Consider the following 25,654-nt stretch of genomic DNA (forward strand, 5'->3'; position numbering starts at 1 on the left):
TCCTCACCGCTGTTCGTTGGCGCGGCCCAGCAACCACAGCAGATACGGCCCGCCGACGAGCGCAGTGAGCGCGCCCACCGGTATCTCCAGCGGCGGCAGCGCCGTACGGGCCGCCAGATCGGCGCCCACCAGCACCACCGCTCCCGTCAACGCGGAGCAGAGCAGCGGCAGCTCGGGCCGACGCGTGAGCCGTCGTGCGAGCTGCGGCGCGGTGAGGGCCACGAACCCGATCGGGCCTGCGGCGCCGGTGGCGGTGGCGGCGAGGACGACCCCGAGGACCGTCAGCCAGAGGCGGGTCCGCTGCACCCGTACCCCGAGCGCAGCCGCCGTGTCGTCACTGAAGCCGAGCGGCCGCATCGCCCGCCCAGCCCACACCAGCGCGGGCAAACACAGCGCCAGTACTACGGCCAGCGGGCCGGCCTGCTCCCAGCCGCGCCCGTTGAGGCTCCCGGTGAGCCACAGTTTCAGTTGCTCGGCGGCCTCCAACTGGCTGTCGGTGAGATAGAGCTGGACGACGGCCGACAGCGCGACGCCGATACCGACCCCGATCAGCACGAACCGGTTCGCGTGCATCCCGCGTCGCCAGGCGAGCACGTACACGAGCGCCGCTGCTGCCAGACCGCCCGCGACAGAGACGACTGGCATCGCGCCGGGTGAACTCACCGCGCCGGTGGCCAGCGCGAGTACGGTCGCGGCCGCGGCCCCGTGCCCGACGCCGATGACGTCCGGGCTGGCCAGCGGATTGCGCGCGACCGTCTGCACGAGTGCCCCGGCCGTACCGAGCGCGGCGCCGACGAGCGCACCGAGGACGACCCGCGGCACCCGCAACTCGTTGACGACGAGGTCGTACGGGCCGCCGCCGTCGAGCATGGTCCGCCATGCCTCGCCGGGTGCTACGAAGGTCTGCCCGACACACACCGAGACGCCCATCACGACGACGAGGAGCACCAGGAGGCCAACGGCGACGGCAGCGGAGCGCCGGTGCAGGACGATGGAAAGGTCGGGCCGGGGCTGCAGCACGGTGAGCCCGGCGGGGATCACGTGCCGGCCACCTTCCGCCGTACGAGCACCACCAGCACCGGTACGCCCACCAGCGCGGTCATGACACCGGCCGGTACCTCCGCTGGCGCCCGTACGACCCGGCCGGCCACGTCCGCGCCCAGCAGCAGAGCGGCTCCGAGCAGGGCGGACAGCGGGAGCACCTGGCGACTGCCGCCGGAGACCAAGCGGCGAGCGAGGTGGGGTACGGCAAGACCGACGAAGGCGATCGGCCCGGCGGCGGCCACTGCGGCCGCCGTCAGCAGGGTCGCGCCGAGCGCTGCCGAACCGCGAACGAGAAGCACTCGGTGGCCGAGCGCCCGGGCGGTGTCGTCGCCGAGCTCGAGGGCATCGAGGCCGCGGGCGCAGGCCAGCACGACCAGTGCCCCGGCGACGAGGAACGGCAGCATCTTCAGCACGGTGCCGGCATCGCGCCCGCTGAGCGCGCCCACCTGCCAGAAGCGGAACTGGTCCAGCGTGGCGGAGCTGGAGGTGAGGACGACGGTGGTGCCCCCGGCAGTCATCGCGGAGAGGGCGGTGCCGGCCAGCGCGAGCTTCACGGGTGACGCGCCGCCCCGTCCGCGCGCCGCGATGGCATACACGAGCCAGGCTGCGACGACCGCGCCGGCGAAGGCGTACCAGACGTAGCCGCCGAACCCGTTCGCGAGTCCGAGCGCGATGGCGATCACCACGCCGGCCGCCGCACCCTGGCTCAGCCCGAGGATGCCGGGGTCGGCCAGCGGGTTACGGGTGACGGACTGCAGCGTCGCCCCGGCGAGCCCGAGAGCGGCACCCGCGGTCAGCCCGACCTCGGTCCGCGGCACCCGCAGCGACAGGACGACCAGTGCGTCCGGCGTACTGCCGCCGCGCAGCAGCGCATCGAAGACGGCCGACGGTGATACCGGCCGGGCGCCGACGGCGAGGCTGAGCAGCGCCACGACGGCCACCAGGAGAACGGCGGCCGGCCAGACAACACGCGCGCCGAGACGGCGGGTCGGCCTGGCCGTGCGTGCGCCCAGACGGCTGCTCACTTGCCGATGTGCTCGGCGAGCTGCGTGACGACGAGGCGGGCGGCGGCCGGGCCGGCGTTCAAGTACCAAGGGTCGTCGTCGACCTTGACCGCGTGGCCGGCCGTGACACCCTTCATCGACTTCCACAGCGGACCGGCCAGCACGCTCGCCGCGTCCGTCTTGCCTTCGTCGCCCTGCACGGAGTAGAAGATCCAGTCCCCGTCGGCGCTGTCGATGCGCTCGGCCGAGATGTCCTCCGAGATCGCCTTGAACTGCTGGGACGCAGGCCGGCCGAGCCCCATGTCCACCGCGATCGATCCGGTGAAGGACGAGACGCCGAACATCCGGGTGCGGTCGGGTGTGAACCGCAGCATGGAGACGGTGACACCACCGAGGGCCTTGCCCCGCGCGGCGGCGTCGGCGGCGATGCTGTCGACCAGTTGCCTGGCCTGCTGCCCCTTGCCGACGGCGTCGCCGACAAGCAGCAGGTCGCGCTTCCAGTTGATGCCGTTGCCGGCGGTGACAACGGTCGGCGCGATCTTCGAGAGTTTGGGGTAGAGCTCGCCGAGCGAGTCGTTGGCGAGAATCAGGTCCGGCTTGGCGGCGGCCAGCGTCTCCAGGTTGGGCGCCTGCCGGGTCCCCGCATCGGTCATCACCGCGAGCTTCGCCTGGTACTGCGGGAAGGCGGTGGCCAGGTAACCGGGTACGAGTCCGGCGCTGGTGGCGCGGGTGGTGGCCGCCGGGACGATGCCGAGGGAGAGCAGGTCGTCGAGTTGCCCGGTGCTCAGGACGGCGATCCGGGTCGGTGCGGCCTTCAGTACGGAGCTGCCCTTGAAGTGCTTGACGGTTCGCGGGAACGCGCCGTCCTTGCTGACATCGGAACCCATGCCGTCGGCCAGAGCGCTCGGCGCGGCCGAAGGACCGTCGGCAGAGCCCTCGGAAGCGCCCAGGACCGGATTGCGGGCTCCATCGCCCCCGCCTGCCTCGTTGCCCGAGGCCGACGAGCAGCCTGCCGCCGACGCCGCCACGAGGATCGTGGCCAGGACGGTCTTCCACTTCAGTACAGGCACTGTTCCCTCACATCGATCAGCGGTCGGTAGGACGGCAGATGCCGTTGGCGGCGGCCGACGCGGCCAGTGCCTTGGCGGCCGGGTTCGCTGTGCCGGCCGCGGACGAGTCGGTGGTGGGCGAGTCGGTCGTGGGCGGATCGGCCCGGGTGGTGTGCCGGCCGATCGGGACCACCATCGGCGAACCGGCGACCGGGTCGGGGATGATCTTGACCGCCAGCCCGAAGACGTCCTGGACGACCTCCTCGGTGATCACCTCGCTCGGGTTGCCCTCGGCAACGATCGCGCCGTCCTTCATCGCGATCAGGTGGTCGCCGAACCGGCAGGCCTGGTTGAGGTCGTGCAGCACCAGCACGATGGTCCGCTGGTCGCGCTTGTTCAGGTCGACCAGCAGATCCAGTACTTCGAACTGGTGGGTCAGGTCGAGGAACGTGGTCGGCTCGTCGAGCAGCAGGATGTCGGTCTCCTGCGCGAGCGCCATCGCGATCCAGACCCGTTGCCGCTGGCCACCGGACAGTTCGTCGATCGGCCGGTCGGCGATCTCGAGCACGTCCGTCGACAGCATCGCGTCGGCGATCGCCTCGTCGTCACCCTTGGTCCACTGCCGGATCCAGCCCTGGCGCGGGTAACGCCCGCGGCCGACCAGGTCGGCGACCGTGATCCCCTCGGGTGCCGTCGGCGACTGCGGCAGCAGCCCGAGCTTCAGCGCCACCGCCCGGGTCGGGATCGACTGGATGCTCTTGCCGTCCAGCAGCACCGTCCCGCGGCTCGGCTTGAGCAGCCGGGCGAGCGTCTTCAGCAGGGTCGACTTGCCACACGCGTTCGCGCCGACGATCACGCTGATCTTGCCGGTCGGGATCCGCACCGACAGGTCGTGGATGATCTCGCGCTGGTCGTAACCGACGGCGAGATTCTCGGCCGACAGACTGTGGTCCACTTCCGCCTCCATGTCAGCCACCACTTCCGATCCGGTTGGTCCGGGCCAAGAGGAACATCAGGTACGGCGCTCCGATCACGCCGGTGACGACGCCGACGGGCAACTGGGTGTCGCCCAGCGCGTGCTGCGCGACGAGGTCGGACAGCGCCACCACGAGCGCGCCGATCAGCGCCGAAGCGACCATCGCGGGGCCGGGTGAGCGGGTCAGCCAGCGAGCGATCGGCGGCGCGACGAAGGCGACGAAGCCGATCGGCCCGGCTGCCGCCGTAGCTACCGCGGCGAGCAGGACGGCGACCACGATCAGCGCCAGCCGGGAGCCCTCGACCCGCAGGCCCAGCCCGTACGCCGTCTCGTCGCCGAGCTGCAGGATGCGCAACCGGTGCACCAGTACGACCGTGACCGGCGCGGCCAGTACGAGCATGATCGCCATCGACCGGACGTGCGACCAGTCGCGGCCGTTCAGGCTGCCGGTCAGCCAGATCAGCGCCTGCTGGGCGATCTCGACCCGGGCCTTGGTCAGCAGGTACGACGTGACGCTGGTCGCGATCGCGCCGATGCCGATCCCGACCAGGATCAGCCGGTAGCTCGACACTCCACGCCGCCAGGCGAGCAGGTACATGGTGAAGGCGGTCAGCAGCGCGCCGAAGATCGCGAAGCCGGACACCGCCGCACCGGTCACCCCGAGGGTGATGATCGCGAAGACGGCGAACGCGCTCGCGCCGTACGTGACGCCGATGATGTCGGGGCTGGCCAGCGGGTTGCGGGCGATGCTCTGGAAGATCGCGCCGGACATCCCGAGCGCGACGCCGACCAGGATCGCGGTCAGCGCGCGCGGCAGCCGGAGCCGGTTGACGATGAACTCGGTGGCCTTGTCGCCGCCGCCGAAGAGCGTCTTGACGACGTCGACGACCGGGATCTTGAAGTCGCCGAGCGAGAGCGAGACGCAGAAGATCACGAAGACGACGACGGCCAGGACGACGACCACGGCGACGTTCCGGGCCTGCCGGCCGGCGCGCGCCCGGGCGATCACCTGGGCGGGTGCGTGCTCCGCGGTGAGGCCGGCCATCAGAGGTCCGCCAGCTTGCGGCGGCGTACCAGGGCGATGAAGAAGGGCGCCCCGATGACCGCGGTGACGATGCCGACCTGGAGCTCACCGGGCTGGGCGACGACGCGGCCGATCACGTCCGAGCCGAGCAGCAGGATCGGGGAGAGCAGCATCGAGTACGGCAGGATCCAGCGGTAGTCCGGGCCGGTCACCAGGCGGGCGACGTGCGGGATGGTCAGGCCGACGAAACCGATCGGTCCTGCGGCTGCGGTCGCCGCGCCGCAGAGAAGTACGACGGTCACCGCGGTGAAGAGCCGGGCCATCCCGACGCGCTGGCCGAGGGAGCGGGCCACGTCGTCGCCGAGGGAGAGCGCGTTCAGGACGCGGCCGGAGACCAGCGCGAGCACGATGCCGATCAGGATGAACGGCGCGACCTGGTTGGCGATGTCCGAACCGCGGCCGGCCAGCGAACCGACCGCCCAGAACCGGAACTGGTCGAAGGTGTCGACGTCACCGATCAGCAGCGCGGTGGTGAGCGAGCCGAGCATCGCGGTCATCGCCGCGCCGGCCAGCGCGAGCTTCACCGGGGTCGCGCCTTCGCGGCCGAGTGAGCCGAGGAAGTAGACGGCCACCGAGGCCGCGGCCGCGCCGGCGAAGGCCAGCCAGACGTACGCCGTCAGGCTGGTCAGGCCGAACCAGTAGATGCCTGCGACGACAAAGAGCGCGGCGCCACCGTTGACGCCGAGGATGCCCGGGTCGGCGAGCGGGTTGCGCGTCACGCCCTGCATCAGCGCGCCGGACAGGCCGAGCGCCGCGCCGACCATCAGCCCGATCGCCGTCCGCGGCACCCGCAGCGACCGGATGATCACGTGATCGGTGTTCGCGTCGTCGTAGTGGCGTAGGGCGTCGAACACGGTCGACAGCGGGATCTGCTTCGAGCCGATCGCGACGCTGAGCAGCGAGACGAGCACCAGCAACGCGAAGCAGCCGACCAGACCTACGATCAGGGTCGTCCGGCGGGCACGCGGGCGCCGCTGACCGCCGGCGGGAGCAGTTCCCATACCGCCGGCGGAGGCCGCGGCGGAAGCCGTGTCGGTAGCGGAAGGCGGGGGCATTGGACTTTATGATCCTCTTAGGTAAGGCTAACCTCTAGGTGCATCACCATAACCCGGCTCGCTCCCGGGTCGCATCTGAACCCCTGCTTTGTCACTACTTTCCCCTGACGGAGACACTGGCATGACGACAGTGCTCGAGCGCCCGATCGACTTCAGCGCGGTGCTCGCCACCGTGGCGGCGGTCGACGACCTCAGCCCGCACCTGCGCCGGGTGACCTTCGTGGCCCCGCGGATCGCCGACGTGGTCACGGCCGGCCCGGACCAGCGCATCAAGGTGCTGCTCTCCCCGCCCGACGGCGGCGACCTGCGACTGCCCACCGGCGACGACTGGTACGCCGAGTGGTGCACGCTGCCCGCCGAGGAACGCTTCATCATGCGGACGTACACCGTGCGCGCGCTCCGGCCGGCGGTGGCCGAGCTCGACATCGAGTTCGTCCTGCACGGCGTGAACGGCCCGGCGTCGGCGTGGGTCAGCGAGGTCTCGGTGGGCGCGGAGATCGGCCTGATCCTGCCCTTCGCCGTCGACACCAGCAGTACCAAGGGTCTGTTGATGTCCGGCGTGGATTACGTGCCCCCGGCAACGAGCCTCAGCCGGGTGCTGGTCGCCGACGAAACCGCGTTGCCCGCTCTGGCCGGCATCCTCGAGCAGCTGCCGGCCGACGTACGGGCGACTGTCTTCGTAGAGGTCCCCGACATCCGCGACATCCGCGCCCTCCCGAGCCCCGGTCGTGTGGACATCACCTGGCTCCCCCACACCGGCGGCCCCGACGACGCCCCCAAGTCGTTGCTAGAGGCCCTCAAGTCCACAGCCCTCCCGTACGACGTCGACTACGCCTGGGTGGCGGGCGAATCCGCGATGATCAAGCAAATCCGCCGCCACCTGGTCAACACCGTCGGCCTCCCCAAGCCCGCCATCTCCTTCCAGGGCTACTGGAAACGCGGCGAACCCCAGATCTAGCCTCACGCAGCTCCTCCGTCGCAGCTCCCACCCACCCGACATCGCGGCTCCTTCGTCGCAGCTCCAAACCCCGGTGGTGACGAGTGCGTCTGAAGGGAAACTAACTTGCACCTGGCGGCAAATAGTTTCCCGATAGCGGCGAAGCCCCAGATGTAGCCATCAGGTTCGCTCCTTCAGGCGGTGGTGCCACCAGTTGGCGCCGTAGGGGCCCCGGCCTCCCTCTGAGTGGGGGTCTGGCAGGGTACGGCGGAGTGTTTCCTGGTCGAGTGGGGCGATGATTCGCCACAGCTCAGTGCGGCCCGATGGGGGCAGTGCGTCTAGCGCCAACTGGAGGTCGTCTCTGGCGTCGGTTAGTTCGTCGTCGCAGCAGGGGCAGCCGTACTGCGGTAGATAGAGCCAGCGACCAGGCTGGCGGAGGAAGCGGCGGTAGCTGCGAAGTGCGGACGCGGTACGGCCGGGCCACAGGCGGCGTTGTTCGATGTGGGCCAGGGCTGCGGTCGTTCTGGCGGACAGTCCGTCGACCACGCTGCACTGGTCGACGGGAGTCTGCTGGGCGCGCACGGCGCCGGGTCGCCTACGCGGCATGGACCTTTCGGTGGAAAGTCATGGCGAGATGGTCGCAGCTACAGCGGGTCAGCGGCAAAGGGATTCAGGACAGCTGGTCGCGGAGGGCGTATTTCTGGATTTTGCCTGAGGCTGTGGTGGGGAAGGTTTCTACGATGCGCCAGGTGCGGGGGACTTTGTGCGGGGCCAGGTGGGCTTGGGTGAAGGCCTGGAGGGTTTCGGGGTCTGGGGTCAGGTCTCGGGCGGGGCGGATGAAGGCGGCGACCTGTTCGCCCCAGTAGGGGTCCGGGATGCCTACGACCGCCACATCCTCGACCGTGGGGTGGGTGATCAGGAGTTGTTCGATCTCGCGGGGGTAGATGTTCTCGCCGCCGCGGATGATCATCTCCTTGAGGCGCCCCTCGACCCGGCAGTAGCCGCGTTCGTCCATGCTCGCCAGGTCGCCGGTGTGGAGCCAGCCGTCCGGGTCGATGGCTGCGGCCGTCTGCTCGGGGTCGTCGAAGTAGCCGGCCATCACGTGATACCCGCGGGTGCACAGCTCCCCGATCTCGCCCAGGCCGGCCGGCTCACCGCTGCCGGGGCGGACGATCCGCACCTCGGCTCCAGTTAGCGCCCGGCCGATCGTCTCGGCGCGGTCGTCCGGCGCGTCGTCGAGCCGGGTCATCGTGATGCAAGGCGAGGCCTCGGTCTGCGCGTAGACGATCGCCATCGGTACGCCGAGCGCCGCTTCGACCCGCCGGACGATGTCGGGCGCGACCGTGGCGCCACCGGAGATCGCATAACGCACCGACGACAGATCCGTACCAGCGAAGGCCGGATGACCCAGCATCGCCAGCAACATCGTCGGTACTCCGCACAGTTGCGCGCCACGCTCCGACTCGGTCAGCAGCAACTGCAACGCCGGATCGAACCCAGGTACGAGCACGTGCGTACCCAGACTCGCCAGCGGCGCAAGCGTTCCCTGCACGCAGCCGGCCGTGTGGAACAACGGCATCGGGTTGACGAACACCTCGCCAGGCGCCATGTCGAAGGTGTCGACGTAGGACAGCCGTGCGTTGTTGGTGATCCCCCGATGGCGCAGTACGGCGCCCTTCGGCCTCCCGGTCGTCCCCGACGTGTACTGGATCTGCGCAGCATCGTCAGGCGACACATCCGGCAACACCTCGGTCGGCGACCCCGACTCCTTGAACCCGGACCAGTCCTCGAAAAGGAGTACCTCGCGCAACGACGGCAGCTCTGGCCGTACGGCGGAAAGCGTGTCCAGCAAGGGGTTGTCGCGATACCGGCGTACCAGGAAGATGCCCGCGGCCCGGGATTGCGAGAGCACGTGGACGAGTTCCCTCTCCCGCAGCGCGGGGTTGACCGTCACAAGCGTCAGCCCCGCAAGACCAGCGGCCAGCTCCAACACCACCCACTCAGGGATGTTGTTGGCCCAGACAGCGATCCGTTCGCCGGGCTCGAAACGGCCGAGCAACGCACGCGCGACCTGTTCGGATTCGGCAAGCAGCTCGGCGTATCGCCAGCGACGGCGATCCGCCGGATCGGGCAGTCCCTCGACCAGCGCGACCGCTGAGGGATTCTGCTCAGTGGCCCACCGGAGCAAGGATCCCACGGTCTCATCCAGAATCATGAGGTCCGCCCATCGATCCAGAACGGTTCGGCCGGGCGCGAACCCGTCAGCCAGTAGGAGTCGAGGTCCTCGGCGGTCCAGCCGCGTTCGGTCAGGATCTCCTCGTCGGTCACCATCCGCCCGGTACAGGTGCGGGGTTCGCTGGTCAGGATCTCCATCGCGGCGTCGACGTAGATCTCCGGCCGCCGCCACTGGGCCGGTTCACCCATCCGGTCGGCACCCCAGTTCCGGGTGGCGGCGGTGTCGATCGGCGCGGCCGGCCAGAGTGCATTGGCGGCGATGTTGTCGTCCAGGTGCTCGGCCGCGATCCCCAGCGCGAGCCGGCTCATGCCCATCTTGGTCGTCATGTACGCCGCCTTTCCGGGCGTCGCCGCGGTTGTCACCGCGGGGCTGTTCGTGAGCAGGTGGCCCCAGCCCTGCCGGATCATGTGCGGCAGCGCGTAGTACGCGGCGAGGTAACTCGCGCGGACATTCACCTGCCACATCAGGTCGTACCGCTTCGGTGGAGTGTCGACGACGCGCTCCCACCACAGCGCGCCCGCGTTGCTCACCACGATGTCGACGCGGCCGAACTCCTCCACCGTCCGCCCGATCAAGGCCTCGACCTGAGCCTCGTCGCGGACATCGGCCCGTACTGCGATCGCCCGTCCCCCCAACGCCTGAACCTCCGCCGCGACCGAGTGGATCGTGCCGGGCAGCCGCGGATCCTCCGTCTCGCTCTTCCCACTCACCACGACATCGGCCCCGGCGGCGGCCAGCGCAAGCACCAACGCCTGCCCGATCCCGCGGCTGCTCCCGGTCACCACCGCGACGCGGCCCTCGAGCTCACCGCTGTAGTCCCGCTTCAAAACCTCTCCTCCAGCCAGGCGAGAGATCTCGCGAATCCCAGGGTGTTGTTCAGCTCGAGCGCGACGTCATGCCCGGCACCGGGCTGGACATAGACCTCGGCCCCGGCCGGGAAGAGCGTCGGCGCGGCGTGCTCCAGACCTGCCTGCGTACAGGCGATCGGATTGCAGATCACCCGGTCGAGCGCGCCGACGACTCGCAGCGTCGGTACGCCGATCCGCGTGCTGAGCCCGGTGTTCGTCTCCACCAGGTACGTCGTCTCGGACAGCGACGCGGTGTCCTTGAGCGCATCATCAGCCGCGATCACCGCCGGATCCGCGTTGTCCGCCTGGTAGAAGAAGCCGCGCGTACCAGGCCGGGTGGTGACATAGGTGGGGTCGAGGATCTTCCCGAAGAACCTCGGGTCGAGCGCGGCCGGCCCCAGCGTCGACACCAGCCCGACGACGCCGAGCGCACTGGGCTGCTGGAACCAGCCGGTGCCGATCACCCCGTCGACATCGTGATAGGTCGCGGCCGTGAGATCGGAGACGAAGGTCCCGTACGAGTGCCCGGTCAGCACGACCCGCTGATACGACCGGCCGAGCTGCCCGGCCCGTACTGCGCTGACCACCTGATGCACCGCATCGGCATTGGAGTACGCGTTGACCGCGACGCCCAGAGCAGGCCGGGTCGAGCGACCGATCCCGAGCCGGTCGATCGCCAACGTGTCGTAGCCGTGGTCGTTCATGTACTTCGAATATGAGTACCGCCCGTCGAAGCCGGGCAGATCGAAGTACGCGTGGGTGTAGGTGACCCCGGGCACGAGGATCTGGAGTGGCTTGGCGCTCGCCACCGAACTGCGGCAGTAACGCCCGTAGATGACGCCATCCGGGACGCCCGCGACCGAGATCGCAGTACTGACGTCCGAGCAGGTCTGCACCACTCCGGGCGCGGCGGCCGACGGAAGTACAGCGAGCAGGATCGCCGTGAACGACTGGAGCAGCATCTGCCGAACCTCCCGGGACGTTGTCGAAGCCCTGATCGCAGCCTCGATCCGGCCGGGCCCGCCGGACAATGTCGCTGGGCAGCACGATCAGCCGCAGAATTTGTCCGCCGGACCAATCCGTGCAGGCTGACCTGCGGCTACGCTGCAGGAATGGGCGCACAGGCGCAGGCCCGCGACGAGTTGTCGGCGCTGGGTTATCAGGTTCTCGAGCGGCTGGACGCCGTGGTCGACGCGATGGGCCGGCGCGTTCGCCAGGAGCTCCCCTTCTACGCCGGCGGCAACCTCCCGACGGCCGATCTCCGGCGCTCGATCCACGACAACCTCGAGCCCGTACTCCGCAGCCTCAGCGCCTCCGTACCGCTGGACCTCGGCCCCGCTCGCGCCACTGGCCGGGAGCGCGCCGAGCAGGACGCACCGCTCCCCGACGTACTGCGCGCCTTCCGCCTCGGCTTCGAACTCCTCTGGCAGGACCTGGTCGAGACGGCCCGAGCCACTGGTCTCGCCGGCGACGGGAGCCTGGTCGATGCGGCCACCACCGTCTGGCGCCTGGCGGGTGAATGCACCGATGCGCTGGCGATCGCGTACCGGGCGGCCTCGACCGACCTGGCAGTCCAGCTCGAACATCGACGGCTGGCCATGCTCGACGCATTGTTCCTCGGCACAGTGACCGACACGACCTCATTGTGGGAGATCGGCGAGACCCTCGGGTTGCCGCTCAGCGGGCGATTCCTGGTGGCGATCACCCGGACACCGGAGCTCTCCGCCCGCGACCTGGACGACCACCTGCGCCGGCACGGAGTGCGATCGACCTGGCGGTGGCAGCCGGACGCGCTCACCGGTCTGCTGTCGATCGGGCCGGGCACGGCGGAGAACGCAGTACTGGCTGATCTGGAGAGCGGCACCGTCAGCGACATGGGAGTCAGCGGGCTCTTCGAGCATCTCCGGGACACGCCCCGAGCGCTGCACGACGCGCGGATCGCGTTGACCACGCTCAGCCATCGCGGCGGCAAGGTCGTCCAGTACGACACCAGCCCGCTCGCGATGCTGGTCAGCGCCGCGCCCGTCGAAGCCGAGCGGATCAGCGCCGTCGTACTCGGTGAGCTGCTCGCGCTCGGTGTTCACGAGCGGACGACGCTGATCCGGACCCTGCGCACCTGGTGCAGCAACCAGGGCTCACCCGACCGCACGGCCGAGCAGTTGCACTGTCATCCCAACACCATCCGCTACCGCTTGCGCCGGGTCGAGACGCTCACCGGACGGTCACTGCGCGACCCCCAGCACCTCGCCGAACTCGTAACAGCCCTGAGCGCCCTGAACGTCACGCCCACCTGACCGACGTACACCGCTTACGTCCGAAGAACTGCGCAGACGTCTCGCGAGTTCTTCGGACGTAAGCGCTTTGTCAGCTGGGGTTTTCTGCGTGGGTGAGGGTCTCCCAGGCCACGAAGAGGTTGTTGGAGCCGGCGGGGCGGCGGGACTCCGTCAGGGCCTGGGTGTTGGCCATCGCGTAGCCGAGGCGGGTGTGCATCGCGTTGTAGCCGACCTCGGTGATCGGGCCGAGGCCGCGGGTCACGGTGCCGCCGCAGAGCCAGGACGGCACCGCCTCGAGGTTGCGCTCCCAGCGGGACTGGAAGCCGAGCGCCTGGCGCAGCCGCTCACCGAACTCCGGGTAGAGGTCGATGCCCTGGATCCGGGACGTCTCCAGGACGTGGCCGATCGCCGAGATGCCGTACCCGGTGTGCACGAAGTCGCGGCAGGTCTCCTGGGTCAGGCCGGTGACGAAGGTGCTCTGGCCCTGCCAGTAGGAGACGATCTTGGCGGTGGTGTCGAGGTTCTGCGCCGGCTTGGTCTTCGGCAGCGCGCCGTCCGACTCCAGGTAGACGAAGGCGGGCACCCGGACCCGGTACAGCGAGATCGCCTTGTCGTACACGGTCTTGTCCTCGAGGAACACGCCGATGCCCTGGATGGCCTCGGTCATGCTCAACTCCCAGTTGCCGTTGGAGTTCGAGCCGTTGATGATCTCCGGCAGGTAGACGTTGCGCAGCATGGTGCCGAACCGGCCGGAGTTCGGCCAGTTGCCGTAGACATGCTTGATGATCTCGGCCGCCTTCGGCCAGGAAGATCCGGCCCACGCGGTCTGCAGCGGCGCATTGCTGTTGGTGTGGTCCTGCAGCGTCGCGGACCAGGCGTCCATCAGCTGGATCGCCTTCTGCGCATAGCGATCGTCCCGGGTGACGTACCAGATCAAGGCGTCCGTGTACGCCGCGATCGCGTCCTCGCGCTCGTTCGTGCAGCCGTAGTTCGGGTTCGAGTACGAGCCGCACTCGACCACCGCCCGGGGCGTCGGGGTCCGGGTCAGCGATCCGTAGGTGCTGTTCTTCGCCTGGTTGTATGCGTTGGTCCAGGGCTGCGCGCCGGCCTGCACCTTCGTACGGATGAAGTCGAGCTGCTGGCGGCTGACACCGACACCGGGATGGGTGAAGGTGGCCGGCGCCTGGACGGCCGATGGCGCCTGGACAGCGGATTCGGCCTTCGGTGCGGCGAGTGCGGGGCTGCTCAGGGTCCCGGCCGTGATGGCCGCGCAGGCAGCAATGATCAGTGCTTTCTTTCGCATGGGCGGATGTCCTGTTCTTGGGGGCGGTAGGACCCGCGATACCCCCTGCTTACCGCAAGGTCCTTTCGGAAGTTTGACGACAGAGGGTGAAGGCGTCAATATCCAAACCAGCACTAAGTTCACCCTGGAACAAAAATCTGATTTGTCCCATCCCCAATGGAACAAAGTGAGGTCTTGTCCCATGAAACGACGCCACTTCCTGAGTCTGGGAACCGCCGTTCTGGCCGCTCCGGCACTACCCTCCGTCACCGCCACCGCAGCACCCGCCGCACCGCCATCCGACCTGCTGCCGAGCCGCGCACAGATCGTCACCCTGGTCCGCCGGGTGGCCGATCAGTGGATCGCCACCCATCCCGCCTCCGGCGACAACGGCTGGGCTCGCGCGACCTTCTTCAGCGGCCTGATGGCCGCCTACCGGCTGACCAACGAGAAGCGCTATCTCGACTACACCCGCAGCTGGGCCGAGAAGCACTCGTACGGGATCATGGGCGGTGTCGCCACCCGGCATGCCGACAACCACAACGCGATCCAGGTCTACCTGGACCTCAACGAAATAGAGCCTTCCGCCAACAAGTTGACCGCGGCAACGGACACGCTGAGCAGAATGGTTGCCAGCAGCAAGATCGATGACTGGTGGTGGGACGACGCCCTGCACATGGCGATGCCGCCGTTCGCGCGAATCGGCCGCCTGCGCAACGATCCGGCGTACTGGACGAAGCTCTACCAGCTCTACAACCACACCAAACGCACCCGCGGCCTGTACGTCGCGTCGAGCGGACTCTGGTACCGCGACGACCGGTTCCTGCCGGGCAAGATCGTCTCGCCGAACGGCAAACCGGTGCTCTGGTCGCGCGGCAACGGCTGGGTCGCGGCCGGCCACGTGAAGACGCTGAAGGCACTGCCGCCGACCCAGCAGAATGTCGCCGAGTACGGCAGCACCTTGACGCAACTGGTGGGTGCATTGCGGCCGATCCAGCGGTCCGACGGATTCTGGAACGTCAATCTCGCCGACCCGCAACACCTGCCCGGCCCGGAGACGAGCGGGACCGCATTCTTCACCTATGCGACGGCGTACGCGGTCAAAACCGGTTTGGTGACGTCGGTCAATCATCTACCGGTAGCAGCCCGTGCCTGGAACGGAATGGCACAGACGGCCGTCCACTCGAACGGATTCCTCGGCTATGTCCAGAAGGTCGGCGACCGGCCCGAGTCGAGCCAGCCGATCACCTACGACTCCACCGCCGACTTCGGCGTCGGCGGCTTTCTGCTCGCCGGCTCCGAGCTAGCGGGCCTGGCTCGCTAGTACCGGAGCTGTCACACCAGCCGCATCAAGGAGGGCCTCGGCCAGCCTGGTTCCGACCCCGCCGAGCGCCTGGGCCCGTACGACGGCCCGGGCGCTCGCGCCGTCGAAGGCCATCGTCAGCTGGATCGCCATCCCCTCGGGGTCATCGACCCCCGCCGCCACCAGTTCTCCGAGGAAGAAGTCGGTCAACCGCTGCTTGAAGTGCCGCGCGACGACGCTGCCCGGATGCTCGGGGTTCTTCAGCTCGAACGCCGTACTGACGAACGGGCAGCCGAAGAACTCGCCGCCGCCGCTCTGCTGGTCCAGCTTGCCGAACACCGCCAGGATCCGCTCGCGCGGGGTGGAACCGTCCTCGACCCCCGGCTCCAGCGCGTGCTGGTAGCCCGGGCCGACGCTGGCCAGGCTCTCGGCGATCAACTCGTCCTTCGAGCGGAACAGCTGGTACATCGACTTCTTCGAGACGCCGGCCGCCTTGCAGAGCGCATCCACGCCGATGTTCACGCCGTCTCGGTAGAAGAGCTCGCCCGCCGCGTCCAGCAACCGCTCGCGGGGTGTCGCCTGGGTGTTCATGAGATCGAGCGTACCGGCTCGGTTTGCGCTTGGAAACCGATCGGTTTAGAGTCTGGAAACAGAACGGTTTCCATCTACTCCCTGGAGCTCGATATGACCACCCTCGAAGGCGCCGTCGTCCTCGTCACCGGCGGCAACCGCGGTATCGGCAAGGCGATCGTCGACGACCTGCTCACCCGCGGCGTCAAGAAGATCTACGCCACCGCCCGCAAACCGCAGCCGAGCACGGACCCGCGCGTCGTCACGCTCCCGCTCGAGGTCACCGACCAGGCCTCGATCGACGCCCTGGTCGCCGCGGTGCCCGATGTCACCGTGCTGATCAACAACGCCGGCGGCAGCTCGCCGGACACCTACCTGGACGTGCCGTTCGAGGCGATCCGGGAGATCTTCGAGATCAACTTCTTCGGCCCGGTGAACCTGACCCGCGCGCTGGTCCCGGTGATCGAGCGCAACGGTGGCGGGCACATCCTGAACGCGCACTCGGCGCTGTCGTGGGTCGCCCGGCACGGCGCGTACTCCGCCACGAAGTCCGCCTTCTGGCTGGCGACCAACTCACTGCGGCTGGAGCTGCTGGACCGCGGCATCAGCGTGACCGGCCTGCACATGGGCTACGTCGACACCGACATGACCACCGCGGTCACCGACCCGAAGGAGAACCCCGCCGACATCGCCAAGGCCGCGCTCGACGGGATCGAGTCCGGCGCATACGAGGTACTGGCCGACGGCACCGCCCGCTGGGCCAAGGCAGCCGTCGCCGGCGACCTGGCCGACGTCTACGCCGAGCTCAAGAAGTAGCCGCCGCAGGGCACTGGCAAGCTCCAAGCTCCAAGCACCAGGCGGTCAGCGCGAGCCGGCCGCCTGGTCTCAGGCGGATCACTCACCGACACGCGGCGGACATCTTTTCGTAGCCTTCTTGCGTAATATGGTTCCCGATGATTGATGTCGTTGCGGTGACGCGTCCAGAGGACGTCGTGGTGGACTTCCTCTCCGTTCTAGACCCAGGCTCCGGCCGTGAAGTGCATCTGGTCATCGCTGACCGTGGTGCCTACCTGCGGTTGCCGGCCGGGGTGCCGCTGGCCGGCCGGCTCGCGCCACTCGCCGACCTGCTGCAGACGTCCGGCGAAGGCGCCAAACCGTTCTCACCGGGCAGCGCGGCCGACGCGATCGCGCTCGAGACCGGTGACGTCGCAGCGACCGTCTGGACCCACTCCCCGGCCGACACGCGTGAGCAACGCGGCCAGTGGGGGCTCGAGCTTTCCGCCGCTGTCCGGCGGGCGCCGGTGCGGCACGCGGTCGGTGACGCGCACTGGTTCCAATGGCGGACCGAGCTGGATGTCCGGCTCGAGCAAGCGAGCCTCGACGCCAAGCTCGACTTCGTCAACACCCACTGCGCCGACCTGCTCCGCCTCGACGACGAGGACGAGAACGCGCTGCTGACCCGCCGGATCCAGTCGGTCGAGCGGTTCTTCGACTCCGACCCCGACGAGCGCGCCCGGTTGTTCGCGCTGATGGGCAGCCTGAGCCCGGACGCCGCGCTGGTCCCCGATCCGTGGGAGTTCGCGACCTCGGCGTACGAGATCGAGCGGCTGGACGCGACCGCGGCCTGGGTGCGCGGGCATCTCGATCCCGTCGCCGGACGGGTGATCGAGGTCGGCGCCTGTGAAGGCGCGTTGACCCGACGGCTGCTCGACGACGGCTATTCGGTCGATGCCACCGAGCCCAATCCGAGCTTCCTGGCACGGCTACGCGAGAACGTCGAGGGTGACGCCCGGATCCACCCGCACAGCTTCGAGGAGTTGACCACCACGCGGCGCCTGACGGGTTCGGCGTACCTGCTGATCGAGATGCTGTACTACGACCAGGATCTGACGCTGCTCGATCGTTTCCCGACCGACCGGCTGTTCGTGTCGATGGAGCCCGGCAAGCTGGCGGCGCAGGTCTGGCCGGCCGCGTGGACGATCGAGGAGGAACTCGAACTGGTCCTGCCGCGAGTTGAGACGGTCGTCGGCGGGCGCGCCTATCTGCGCAAGCGCGGCAGCCGCGGAATCCTCTTACGCAGAAGATGATCCGTGTTGACCGATCCGGTCCACTGGGTGTGCTGAGCGACCTCGGCGATCCTTGGCGCCAGCACAGCGCGTTGCGCCCAGGAACCGCGCTCCGCCCGGTTCATCCAGCCACCACCCGGTACGAACAGCGCGTCCGGCGTGCCGAGTCCTTGTGGTGCCTTGAACTGCAGGCCGTGCATGCCGGTGACCTCGGCCGGGCCGTCGAGCCCGACCAGCGCCAGCTCGAACTCCGGCCGCCTCGACGCGTGGCTCCAGACCTCGAACGGGCCCATCACGTCCATCTCGTCCACACCGTCGAAGACCAGGATCTCGATTCGCATGGGACCAGCTCATCGCGACCGCCGCCACAGCGAAAGTGGCTTGAAAGACATCGTCCGCTAGTTTCCAGCCACCCACCGACTCATCATCGGTCCCTTGTGTCCCTCCACCGTTTCGCGGTCCGCTGGAGCATTGCGCGTGAGGAGGGACACAAGGGACCGATGATGAGTCGGTGGGGTAGGGGCTCGAACGCAAAGTGGCAGTCACTACCGCTGGGCGCAGGGATCGGACCACTGGGCGCAGAAAGCTCGCACGAAGGGTGAGCGACCCGCTACCCATGGTGGAGACATCCCGCCCATGGAGGTCCGCCCATGCCTCGACGCGTCAACGCCGGCTCGATCGTCACCATCGCCACCACCCTGATCGCCACCACTGCCACCCTGCAGGCGGTGGTGGGACCGGCTGCCGCAACGGCCTCCGGACAAGCAGCTGCCACCAGTTGCGACACCGCCGCGACAGGCTTCATGCCGGTCCTCCAAATCGACCTCCCCGAGCGGGCGGGCTATCTGAACAAGACCCCGCCGTACAGCCTCGACCGGACTGCCGAGATCGGCTCGAACTTCGACCGCGTCGGGTACTGCGTAGAGCTCAACGGACCCGACGGACCCCAATGGGTGTGGACGGCGATGGAACCGTTCTCCACCGAGGCGACGCGGATCGGACTGCCGACGAGGCCTGGTGAACTCGTCCGGCAGCGGGTCGGCGACCTCGACGTCCAGTCGAACGTGCCCAACGTGACGAACGGCACCGGCCAGACCGGCTACCTGGAGATGTGGCCGAACCAGTACCAGGAGAGCGCCAGCACCCAGGTCGCGAACGCGTCGCCGATCACCTTCGACGTCGACGACAACCCGACCTCGCCACTCGGCTACGGCTCCTTCCAGGTCTCCCAGATCGGCCCCACCCGCCCGTCGAGCCTCGCGGCCAAGCAGGTCTTCGCGATCAACACGTTCGCCGAGTCGGACAACAGCACACTGTCGCTGGGCATCGGCACCAACCCCGGCGGCCAGCCCGATTGGACCTTCGCGAACAACGCGAACCGCTACTCCCAGCGCCGATTCACCGCGTACGTCCGTACTGCGGTCGTCGCGCTGACCGAGTCGCCCCAGGACCGGCAGCTGATCCCGCGGGACGCCAACAGCGGCTCGACCGTGCCGGTGGCCGGGCGGGTCACCGACCCTCGGGTGCGCCGGGTGCAGCTGCGGGTGACCAGCAACGGTCGCACGGAGACGTTCACCTCTTCGTCGAGCTCGTTCCGGTTCACGCCGAGGATCAAGGCTGGGCTGCAGGAGTACACGTTCGAACTGCGCGCCACCGGACCCGGCTTCGACCGAGTGGTGGCTCGCCGGGAGGGCGTGGTGTCCGGCGACGTCTACGTAGTACAGGGACAGTCCAATGCGGAGGCGGCGAAGTTCAACGGCGCGGCCAACACGGAGGAGTCGCCGTATCTGCGCAGCTACGGCTCACCGACCTCGGACGGCACCATCTCCGGGGCTGACCGGGTCTGGCACTACGCGACCGGCGACGTGACCAACCAGTCCGGCTCGATCGGCCAGTGGGCGATCCGGATGGGCCGGCGGATCGTGGATACGTACAAGGTGCCGGTGGCGCTCGTCAACGGGGCACACGGCGGCCAGCCGATCAACTTCTTCCAGCGCAACGACGCGAACCCCAACGACCTGAACACCAACTACGGAAGGCTTCGGCAGCGCCTGACGGCCGCCGGCGTGATCAACCAGGTCCGCGGCGTGCTGTGGTACCAGGGCGAGTCGGACAACGACAACGCGCCAGTGCACCTCGCCGGCTTCAACACACTGCTGCAGGACTGGCGAGCCGACTTCGGCAGCGCCATCTCGGGTGGCAGCCGGTACTACGTGTACCAGGTGCGCACGTCTCCCTGTGGCAACACGACTGCCATGAGCCTGCGTGAGGCTCAGCGGGAGCTCGGCGACACGGCCGGCGTCACAGTGCTCTCCACCAACGGGTTGTCGGGCCATGACGGTTGCCACTACGCGTACCTGGGCGGCTATCGCGACATGGGCGACCACACGTTCGCAGTACTGGCCAGGGACTTGTACGGCGGGACGTCGGTCGGGGTTGCTCCGCCTAACCCGTCTCGCGTGAGTGCTAGTGGGTCGCAGCTCGTAGTACAGCTTCGGTCGACCGATGCGCTGACCGTTGATGCTGGGGCTGCTGCTGACTTCCGGGTGGATGGTGCAGCGGTTGCTGTGTCGTCGGTGGCCTACCAGGCGGGCGGCAAGCTTGTGCTCACTCTGTCGGGCCCTGCGGCTGGCGTAACGGCGCTGACCTACCAAGGACACAACGGTGCTGGACCCTGGGTCAGCAACGCCACCGGCACCGGGCTGCTCGCCTTCACTCTGCCTGTCACCTAAGACTCGGCGCGGCCGGTGCCCTCCGCCCCGAGGCATCGGTCGCGCTTGACTACTTCTTGCCTGACTGCTTCTTGTACGCGGCCAGAAATACCTCGACGCCGGCTTCTGTGAACTCGGCGAGCTCTTCGGGTGAGACGGCGTCCATCCGGCCGAAGAACATCACCCGGTTGCTCGGGATCCAGAGCAGCAGACCGGCCAGGTGGTTGGCGGCGATCATCGGATCCTTGATGGTGAGCAGACCGCGCTCAGCCAGCCGGGCGAGGCAGTCGGCCAGCGTCGGCAGCACGCGACCGAAACCGCGGTTCCAGTAGTCCTGGCCGAGATCGGGGAAGCGTGCCGCCTCGGCGATCACGAGCCGGCGCATCTGCTGCACCGACGGCGTCATGATCCCGCCGACGAAGGCGTCCGCGAGCCGGCGGACCGCGGCGTCGATGTCGTCGGCCTCGGCGACCTCGCGGCCGATCTCCGCGAACGGATCCTCGACCCGGTCGCTGATCGCCACGATCAACGCCCGGAACAGGTGCTCCTTGTCGGCGAACTGCTTGTAGACGGTCTGCTTCGACACCGAGGCGGTCGCCGCGACCTGGTCCATGTTCGCGCCGACGTAGCCGTTCTCCAGGAACGCCTCCAGCGCGGCTTCGAGGATCTGCTCGCGTTTGAGCGCCGCTCGGGCGGTGAGTTCTGGCATCGGGGAGCTCCTTTCGCAGTACTAGACAGTACCGTACTCTTCCGGGTACGGTACCGTTCAGTACTCAAATCGTGAGGAGAATCCGATGTCCACAGTTCGTTCGTCCGACGGCACCGAGCTCGACTACTCCCAGGTCGGCTCCGGCCCCGCCGTGATCCTGATCGACGGCGCCACCGGCTTCCGCGCCTTCAACCAGACCGGCAACCAGGTCGCCGAGCTGCTGGCCGGCTCGTTCACCGTCTACACGTACGACCGCCGCGGGCGCGGTGAGAGCGGCTGGAACGACGCCTCCACCACTCCGTTCGACGACGAGCTCGCCGACCTCGGCGCGATGATCGGCGCGGCGGGCGGCTCGGCCGCGCTGTGCGGCTTCTCCTCCGGAGCCGCGCTCGCCCTCGAAGGCGCCCGGGCCGGTCTGCCCGTCACCAAGCTTGCTCTCTACGAGCCGCCGTTCATCGTCAGCGGAGACCGGCCGCCGCTGCCGGACGACTATGTCGAGCAGTTGCAGGCGGCGACCGCCGAAGGTCGCCGGGGCGACGCGGTGAAGATCTTCATGACAAAGGCGGTCGGCCTGCCCGAGGAGTACCTGGCGGGGATGGAGCAGAGCCCGTTCTGGCCGACGATGCTCGACGTGGCTCACACGATCGCCAACGACGGCGCCGTGATGGGCCGGACGATGTCCGGCGACCTCGCCGCCCTGGACCGCTACACCGACGTCGCGACCGAGACGCTGGTGATCTACGGCGACCAGACCGACGCCTCCATCATCGACGGCGACCAGGCGATCGCGAAGGTACTGCCGAACGCGACCCTCGAAGTACTGCCCGGTCAGACCCATGACGTCGCGGCCGACGCGATCTCGCCGGTACTGCTCCGCTTCTTCAGCTGAGCCGTTCAGCGGGTCGTGCAGCGTTCGTTCATCGGGGTCGTTCATTGGGAGGAGACAGCCCCAGGACGGAACGGGCTTTCGGACGATTGCGTCCAAGGCCCAGCGAAAGGAGTCCGTCCGGGGAGAGCGGTTGGGCTGTTCCCGACGTACGGTGGATGCCATGTCAGCAACGGGGGAACGGCCTACAGCACCGACCGAGGTGCTGGAGGAACGGGTCGGGCCGTACCGGTTGATCCGGCGGCTCGGGCAGGGCGGCATGGGTGTCGTGTACCTGGCGGAGGGGCCTGAACACAAAGAGGTAGCACTCAAGGTACTGCGGCCGCACGTGGCCCACGATCCGACCGCACGGGCGCGGTTGCAGCGTGAGGTGACGACGTTGCAGAAGGTGAACCACCCTGGGGTGGCGGGGATCCTCGACCACGACCTGCTCAACGACCGGCCGTACCTGGTGACCCGGTTCATCCCTGGCCGGCCGCTGGACGAGCAGGTGGACGAGCGCGGGCCGCTGACGCCTCAGCGCTGGCTGCCGCTGGCCGGTTGTCTGGCCGAGTCGCTGCAGGCGATCCACCAGGCGGGAGTCGTGCACCGCGACCTCAAGCCCGGCAACGTGATGATGTTCAACGGCAAGCCGGTGATGATCGACTTCGGTATCGCCCAGGCGGCCGACGACCTCCGCCTCACCCAGACCGGCCTGGTGATCGGTACGCCGGGCTACCTCGCGCCGGAGCTGATCGAAGGCGAGATGGTCTCCGAATCGGCCGACTGGTGGGGGTGGGCGGCCACGGCTGCCTACGCCGCCACTGGGCGACGTCCGTTCGGTAAGGGACCGTTCGAGGTCGTGCTGCATCGGGTGCACAGCGGCCAGGCCGACCTGGAGGGCCTTGACCCCCGCCTGAAGCCGCTGCTTGCTGCGGCCCTCTCCCCTGATCGGCGCAACCGTCCCACCCAGACGGAGATCATGGCCAGCCTCAACCGCTATGCCGAGGGCCGCGACGCGCTGATTCCCAATCCCTACCCAGCCACCGAAGAAGACCCGAAGACCGCTCTGCTCACGCCGCCTACGGCGCTGATGACGCGCGTCATGAACGAAGACGAGGCCGTCGCAGCAGCAGCTGCCGGCGCCGCGGCCGCAGGTAGACACGACCCTGCTGACGTCGCACAACTGGTGCCACCGGTCATCCCGCCGCTCTCGGCCTTCGCCCCAGCGCGCGACATGCTCCGAGATGTAGCCGCCAGACAGAAGGCGAAGAAGGCCGCCGCTACCGCAGCAGCAGGTGCGGCAGGCGCAGGTGCCGCGGGCACGGCCCTCGCCGGTGGACCAGCCGCGGCAGCAGGCGTCGCAGGCGGGTATGCGGGCGCTGCAGGCGGGTATGCGGGCGCTGCAGGCGGGTATGCGGGCGGTGTGGCCGGCTATGGCGCCGGCGCCCCAATTCATCCGGCTACTTACAGCCCTACTCCTACTGCTGCTGCGCCAGCCGCACTACCGGCGGGCTACCAACCGCATTACCCCGTGCCTGCTCAGCCGCAGTACCAACCTCAGCCGCCAGCGCAGTACCAGCCTCAGCCGCAGTACCAGCCTCAGCCGCCGGCGCCCTACCAGCCACAGGCTGGGAACGAGGTTGCGAGGCGCCAGAGTCACGAACCGGTGGCCCGGGCGGACACTCCCCCGTCAGCTGACCAGCAGGTGGCGAGGTCGGTCCTCGCGGTCGGCGTCATGCTCGCGCTCGGCGGCCTGATCGCCTACACCCCCGGCTTCGGCCTGCTGGTGGCCGCACTGCTGATCACCCTTGCCCGTACGGTCGACCGTGGCAGCACAGCTCTCATGCGCCGCCGTCAGGTCCGTGGCGGCCGCGGCAAGTCAGACGGCCTGGTCGCCGTCGCCGCCAGCCCGATGCACCTGATCGCGGCGACCCTGATCACGCTGTTCTGCCTGATCCTGCCGGTCATCGTGGGCTTCATCGTCGGCGGCATCGTCACCGTCGGCGCCGCCAACCAGAACGGCATCGACTGGCAGCCCCTGTCCGCGGTCGGCTTCGGCGTCGGCGGTGTCGCGGGCCTGTTCGTCGCCTGGTGGGGGCCCGGTGGCACGTCGCTGCGCCGCGGCTCCAAGATCACCCTGCGCAAGGCCTTCCGCCCCGCGTGGCTGAGCCTGCTGGTCGCAGCCCTGCTGCTGGCCGGCGCGGCCCTCGCCTTCTCCAGGGCTTCGGCCGGCGGCGGCGCCGACTGGGCCCGCCAGCCGATCTCATCCCCCGACCTACCGGACTACCCCGGCCTCGGGGACATCCGCAACTGGCCGATCATCAACGACCTCCCCCTCATCGGCAACTGACGCCCCACCCGCAACGGCCACCGCCCGAGCAGAGGCACCTGCCACCGCGAGCAGGTGCCTGCCGAGCGCGGCAGCCGCCAGCACGGCCACCAACCCACAGACACCGGCCCAGCCACGCCAGGCATAGACCCGCACGCCAACCCAGGACCCAAGGCTCCCCCCGAGGTACGCGCACGTCATGTACGCCGTATTAAGCCGGCTGAGCACCTTCCGGTTCAGCCCGAAGATCCGCACCTGGTTGGCCACCATCCCGGACTGCATCCCGATGTCGAGCAGCAACGTGCCCAGCACCAACGCCACCAGTCCCACCAGGCCGCCAAGAGCCCCGAGCGCCAGTACGCCGGCCGACCCGAGCACGACGAGCAGGCACACCAGGTTGACCCGGTCAGCGCCCCTGCGATCCACCTGCCGCCCGGCGATCGGCGTACAGAGCATCGTGCCCACGTTGACCAGGGCAAGCAGGCCCACAGCCTCCGCCCCGAACCTGTACGTCGTACCGGTGAGCAGTAGTGCCACACACGTCCACACTGCTGAGAAGGCGCCGAAGATGCTCGCTTGGTAGAAGCAGGAGCGGCGCAGTTCGGGCTCAGTGCGCAGGAGCCGCACCGACTCGGCCAGCAGCGCCGGGTAGCGCTGTACCGAGGGCGGAGTCGTGTCGGGCAGCAGCCGCAGTAGGAGCACGGCTACAGCGAGTGCGACAGCCGCAGCCAGCAAGTACGGCGCTCGCCAGCCGAGCCATTCGCCGAGTGTCCCGCCGAGGGCGCGGGACAGCAGGATGCCGCCGATCGAGCCGCTGAGCAGAGTCCCGCTGACCACTCCGCGCCTGTCCTCCGCCACCTGACTGATGGCCAGCGGACCGATGATCGGCGCAACCACAGTCGCGATGCCGATCAACGCGCTCGCAGCGAGCAGAGGTGGCAGTGCAGGAGCAAGCCCGGCAGCGATCAGCCCCAGCCCGCTCACCCCGAGCAGGGTGACTATCAGCGGCCGATGCGGCAGCCGGTCGCCAAGTGGGACCAGCAGGAAGATCCCGGCCGCGTACCCGAACTGCGTCGCCGTCACCACCAGCGCGGCGGAGTTCGGCGGGATGTGGAGACCTTCGGCCAGTACAGGACTGATGGCGGCCGGGAAGTAGACGTTGCCGACCGCCACCCCACAGGTGACGGCCAGCAACAGGATGACGCCTCGGCTGATTCGCCCAGTATTGATTCGCTCTGTACTGATTCGTTCTGTCATGCCTCGAGTGCACGCGGAGAGCGAGCCCCGGCCAATCGATGTAGCCCAGGGCT

22 protein-coding genes are annotated in these 25,654 nt (G+C 68.8%); 8 read left to right on the forward strand and 14 right to left on the reverse strand.

Annotated elements, in window-relative coordinates:
* Positions 1–3: 3 nt before the first annotated feature.
* Genes G3I17_RS30425 through G3I17_RS30450 form a run of 6 tightly spaced genes read right to left on the reverse strand, consistent with a single transcriptional unit; the run spans position 4 to position 6,158 of the window.
* The gene (locus tag G3I17_RS30425) at positions 4–1,041 is read right to left on the reverse strand and encodes an iron ABC transporter permease (RefSeq protein WP_164601069.1); all 1,038 of its coding nucleotides are present in this window, start codon (positions 1,039–1,041) and stop codon (positions 4–6) included.
* Complete coding sequence (locus G3I17_RS30430; protein ID WP_343238468.1) at positions 1,038–2,069, reverse strand: iron ABC transporter permease; 1,032 nt, start codon at positions 2,067–2,069, stop codon at positions 1,038–1,040. Before G3I17_RS30430 ends, G3I17_RS30425 begins: the two co-directional genes overlap by 4 nt.
* Entirely contained in the window at positions 2,066–3,118 is a 1,053-nt protein-coding gene (locus tag G3I17_RS30435; protein ID WP_164601070.1) for an iron-siderophore ABC transporter substrate-binding protein, read from the reverse strand. The genes G3I17_RS30430 and G3I17_RS30435 overlap by 4 nt, the downstream gene beginning before the upstream one ends.
* Before the next feature lie 16 nt (positions 3,119–3,134).
* A complete protein-coding gene (locus G3I17_RS30440; RefSeq protein WP_164601072.1) occupies positions 3,135–4,064 on the reverse strand; it encodes an ABC transporter ATP-binding protein in 930 nt (309 codons plus the stop codon).
* A gap of 1 nt (position 4,065) precedes the next feature.
* The gene (locus tag G3I17_RS30445; protein ID WP_164601073.1) at positions 4,066–5,118 is read right to left on the reverse strand and encodes an iron chelate uptake ABC transporter family permease subunit; all 1,053 of its coding nucleotides are present in this window, start codon (positions 5,116–5,118) and stop codon (positions 4,066–4,068) included.
* Positions 5,118–6,158 (reverse strand): iron chelate uptake ABC transporter family permease subunit, encoded by a 1,041-nt coding sequence (locus G3I17_RS30450; protein WP_203590982.1) that lies wholly within the window; start codon positions 6,156–6,158, stop codon positions 5,118–5,120. Before G3I17_RS30450 ends, G3I17_RS30445 begins: the two co-directional genes overlap by 1 nt.
* Positions 6,159–6,333: 175 nt before the next feature.
* On the opposite strand from G3I17_RS30450, the gene G3I17_RS30455 reads away from it, so the two are divergent.
* Positions 6,334–7,170 (forward strand): siderophore-interacting protein, encoded by an 837-nt coding sequence (locus G3I17_RS30455; protein WP_164601077.1) that lies wholly within the window; start codon positions 6,334–6,336, stop codon positions 7,168–7,170.
* Between the two features lie 649 nt (positions 7,171–7,819).
* Here G3I17_RS30455 and G3I17_RS30460 read toward each other — a convergent pair.
* From G3I17_RS30460 to G3I17_RS30470, 3 genes are read right to left on the reverse strand one after another with little or no spacing between them, the layout of a single operon-like run.
* Positions 7,820–9,346: an AMP-binding protein gene (locus G3I17_RS30460; protein ID WP_343238469.1), complete on the reverse strand. Its 1,527-nt coding sequence runs from the start codon at positions 9,344–9,346 to the stop codon at positions 7,820–7,822.
* A 14-nt stretch (positions 9,347–9,360) separates the two neighbouring features.
* Entirely contained in the window at positions 9,361–10,212 is an 852-nt protein-coding gene (locus tag G3I17_RS30465) for an SDR family oxidoreductase (RefSeq protein WP_164601080.1), read from the reverse strand.
* The gene (locus G3I17_RS30470; protein ID WP_164601081.1) at positions 10,209–11,195 is read right to left on the reverse strand and encodes an alpha/beta fold hydrolase; all 987 of its coding nucleotides are present in this window, start codon (positions 11,193–11,195) and stop codon (positions 10,209–10,211) included. The genes G3I17_RS30465 and G3I17_RS30470 overlap by 4 nt, the downstream gene beginning before the upstream one ends.
* Before the next feature lie 150 nt (positions 11,196–11,345).
* On the opposite strand from G3I17_RS30470, the gene G3I17_RS30475 reads away from it, so the two are divergent.
* Positions 11,346–12,527 (forward strand): helix-turn-helix domain-containing protein, encoded by a 1,182-nt coding sequence (locus G3I17_RS30475; protein WP_164601082.1) that lies wholly within the window; start codon positions 11,346–11,348, stop codon positions 12,525–12,527.
* Positions 12,528–12,597: 70 nt separating this feature from the next.
* Here G3I17_RS30475 and G3I17_RS30480 read toward each other — a convergent pair whose 3' ends face one another.
* On the reverse strand, positions 12,598–13,809 hold the full coding sequence (locus G3I17_RS30480) for an alginate lyase family protein (protein WP_164601083.1): 1,212 nt from the start codon (positions 13,807–13,809) through the stop codon (positions 12,598–12,600).
* 181 nt (positions 13,810–13,990) lie between these two features.
* On the opposite strand from G3I17_RS30480, the gene G3I17_RS30485 reads away from it, so the two are divergent.
* The gene (locus G3I17_RS30485) at positions 13,991–15,112 is read left to right on the forward strand and encodes a glycoside hydrolase family 88 protein (protein WP_164601084.1); all 1,122 of its coding nucleotides are present in this window, start codon (positions 13,991–13,993) and stop codon (positions 15,110–15,112) included.
* Here the strand turns inward: G3I17_RS30485 and G3I17_RS30490 are convergent.
* Complete coding sequence (locus tag G3I17_RS30490) at positions 15,092–15,682, reverse strand: TetR/AcrR family transcriptional regulator (RefSeq protein ID WP_164601085.1); 591 nt, start codon at positions 15,680–15,682, stop codon at positions 15,092–15,094. The genes G3I17_RS30485 and G3I17_RS30490 overlap by 21 nt on opposite strands.
* A 93-nt stretch (positions 15,683–15,775) precedes the next feature.
* Between G3I17_RS30490 and G3I17_RS30495 the strand changes: the two genes are divergently transcribed.
* Complete coding sequence (locus G3I17_RS30495) at positions 15,776–16,477, forward strand: SDR family oxidoreductase (RefSeq protein WP_164601086.1); 702 nt, start codon at positions 15,776–15,778, stop codon at positions 16,475–16,477.
* A gap of 137 nt (positions 16,478–16,614) precedes the next feature.
* Positions 16,615–17,748: an SAM-dependent methyltransferase gene (locus G3I17_RS30500; RefSeq protein ID WP_164601087.1), complete on the forward strand. Its 1,134-nt coding sequence runs from the start codon at positions 16,615–16,617 to the stop codon at positions 17,746–17,748.
* Here G3I17_RS30500 and G3I17_RS30505 read toward each other — a convergent pair.
* Positions 17,700–18,068 (reverse strand): DJ-1/PfpI family protein, encoded by a 369-nt coding sequence (locus tag G3I17_RS30505; RefSeq protein WP_203590983.1) that lies wholly within the window; start codon positions 18,066–18,068, stop codon positions 17,700–17,702. The genes G3I17_RS30500 and G3I17_RS30505 overlap by 49 nt on opposite strands.
* A 309-nt stretch (positions 18,069–18,377) precedes the next feature.
* On the opposite strand from G3I17_RS30505, the gene G3I17_RS30510 reads away from it, so the two are divergent.
* Positions 18,378–20,459, forward strand: a complete 2,082-nt coding sequence (locus G3I17_RS30510) for a sialate O-acetylesterase (protein ID WP_164601088.1) — start codon at positions 18,378–18,380, stop codon at positions 20,457–20,459.
* 49 nt (positions 20,460–20,508) lie between these two features.
* Here the strand turns inward: G3I17_RS30510 and G3I17_RS30515 are convergent, their stop codons facing one another.
* Entirely contained in the window at positions 20,509–21,147 is a 639-nt protein-coding gene (locus tag G3I17_RS30515; RefSeq protein ID WP_164601089.1) for a TetR/AcrR family transcriptional regulator, read from the reverse strand.
* 85 nt (positions 21,148–21,232) lie between these two features.
* Here G3I17_RS30515 and G3I17_RS30520 point away from each other — a divergent pair, with 85 nt between their 5' ends.
* Together G3I17_RS30520 and G3I17_RS30525 are read left to right on the forward strand one after the other, a co-directional pair.
* Positions 21,233–22,036 (forward strand): alpha/beta hydrolase, encoded by an 804-nt coding sequence (locus G3I17_RS30520; protein ID WP_164601090.1) that lies wholly within the window; start codon positions 21,233–21,235, stop codon positions 22,034–22,036.
* A gap of 160 nt (positions 22,037–22,196) precedes the next feature.
* Positions 22,197–24,365 (forward strand): serine/threonine-protein kinase, encoded by a 2,169-nt coding sequence (locus G3I17_RS30525; protein ID WP_164601091.1) that lies wholly within the window; start codon positions 22,197–22,199, stop codon positions 24,363–24,365.
* Here G3I17_RS30525 and G3I17_RS30530 read toward each other — a convergent pair.
* Positions 24,291–25,601, reverse strand: coding sequence for an MFS transporter (locus G3I17_RS30530; RefSeq protein ID WP_164601092.1), 1,311 nt, complete (start codon positions 25,599–25,601; stop codon positions 24,291–24,293). The two genes, G3I17_RS30525 and G3I17_RS30530, sit on opposite strands and share 75 nt — an antisense overlap.
* Positions 25,602–25,654: the final 53 nt, after the last annotated feature.

The sequence above is a fragment of the Streptomyces sp. SID13031 genome (assembly GCF_010548305.1).
Classification (GTDB): domain Bacteria; phylum Actinomycetota; class Actinomycetes; order Propionibacteriales; family Kribbellaceae; genus Kribbella.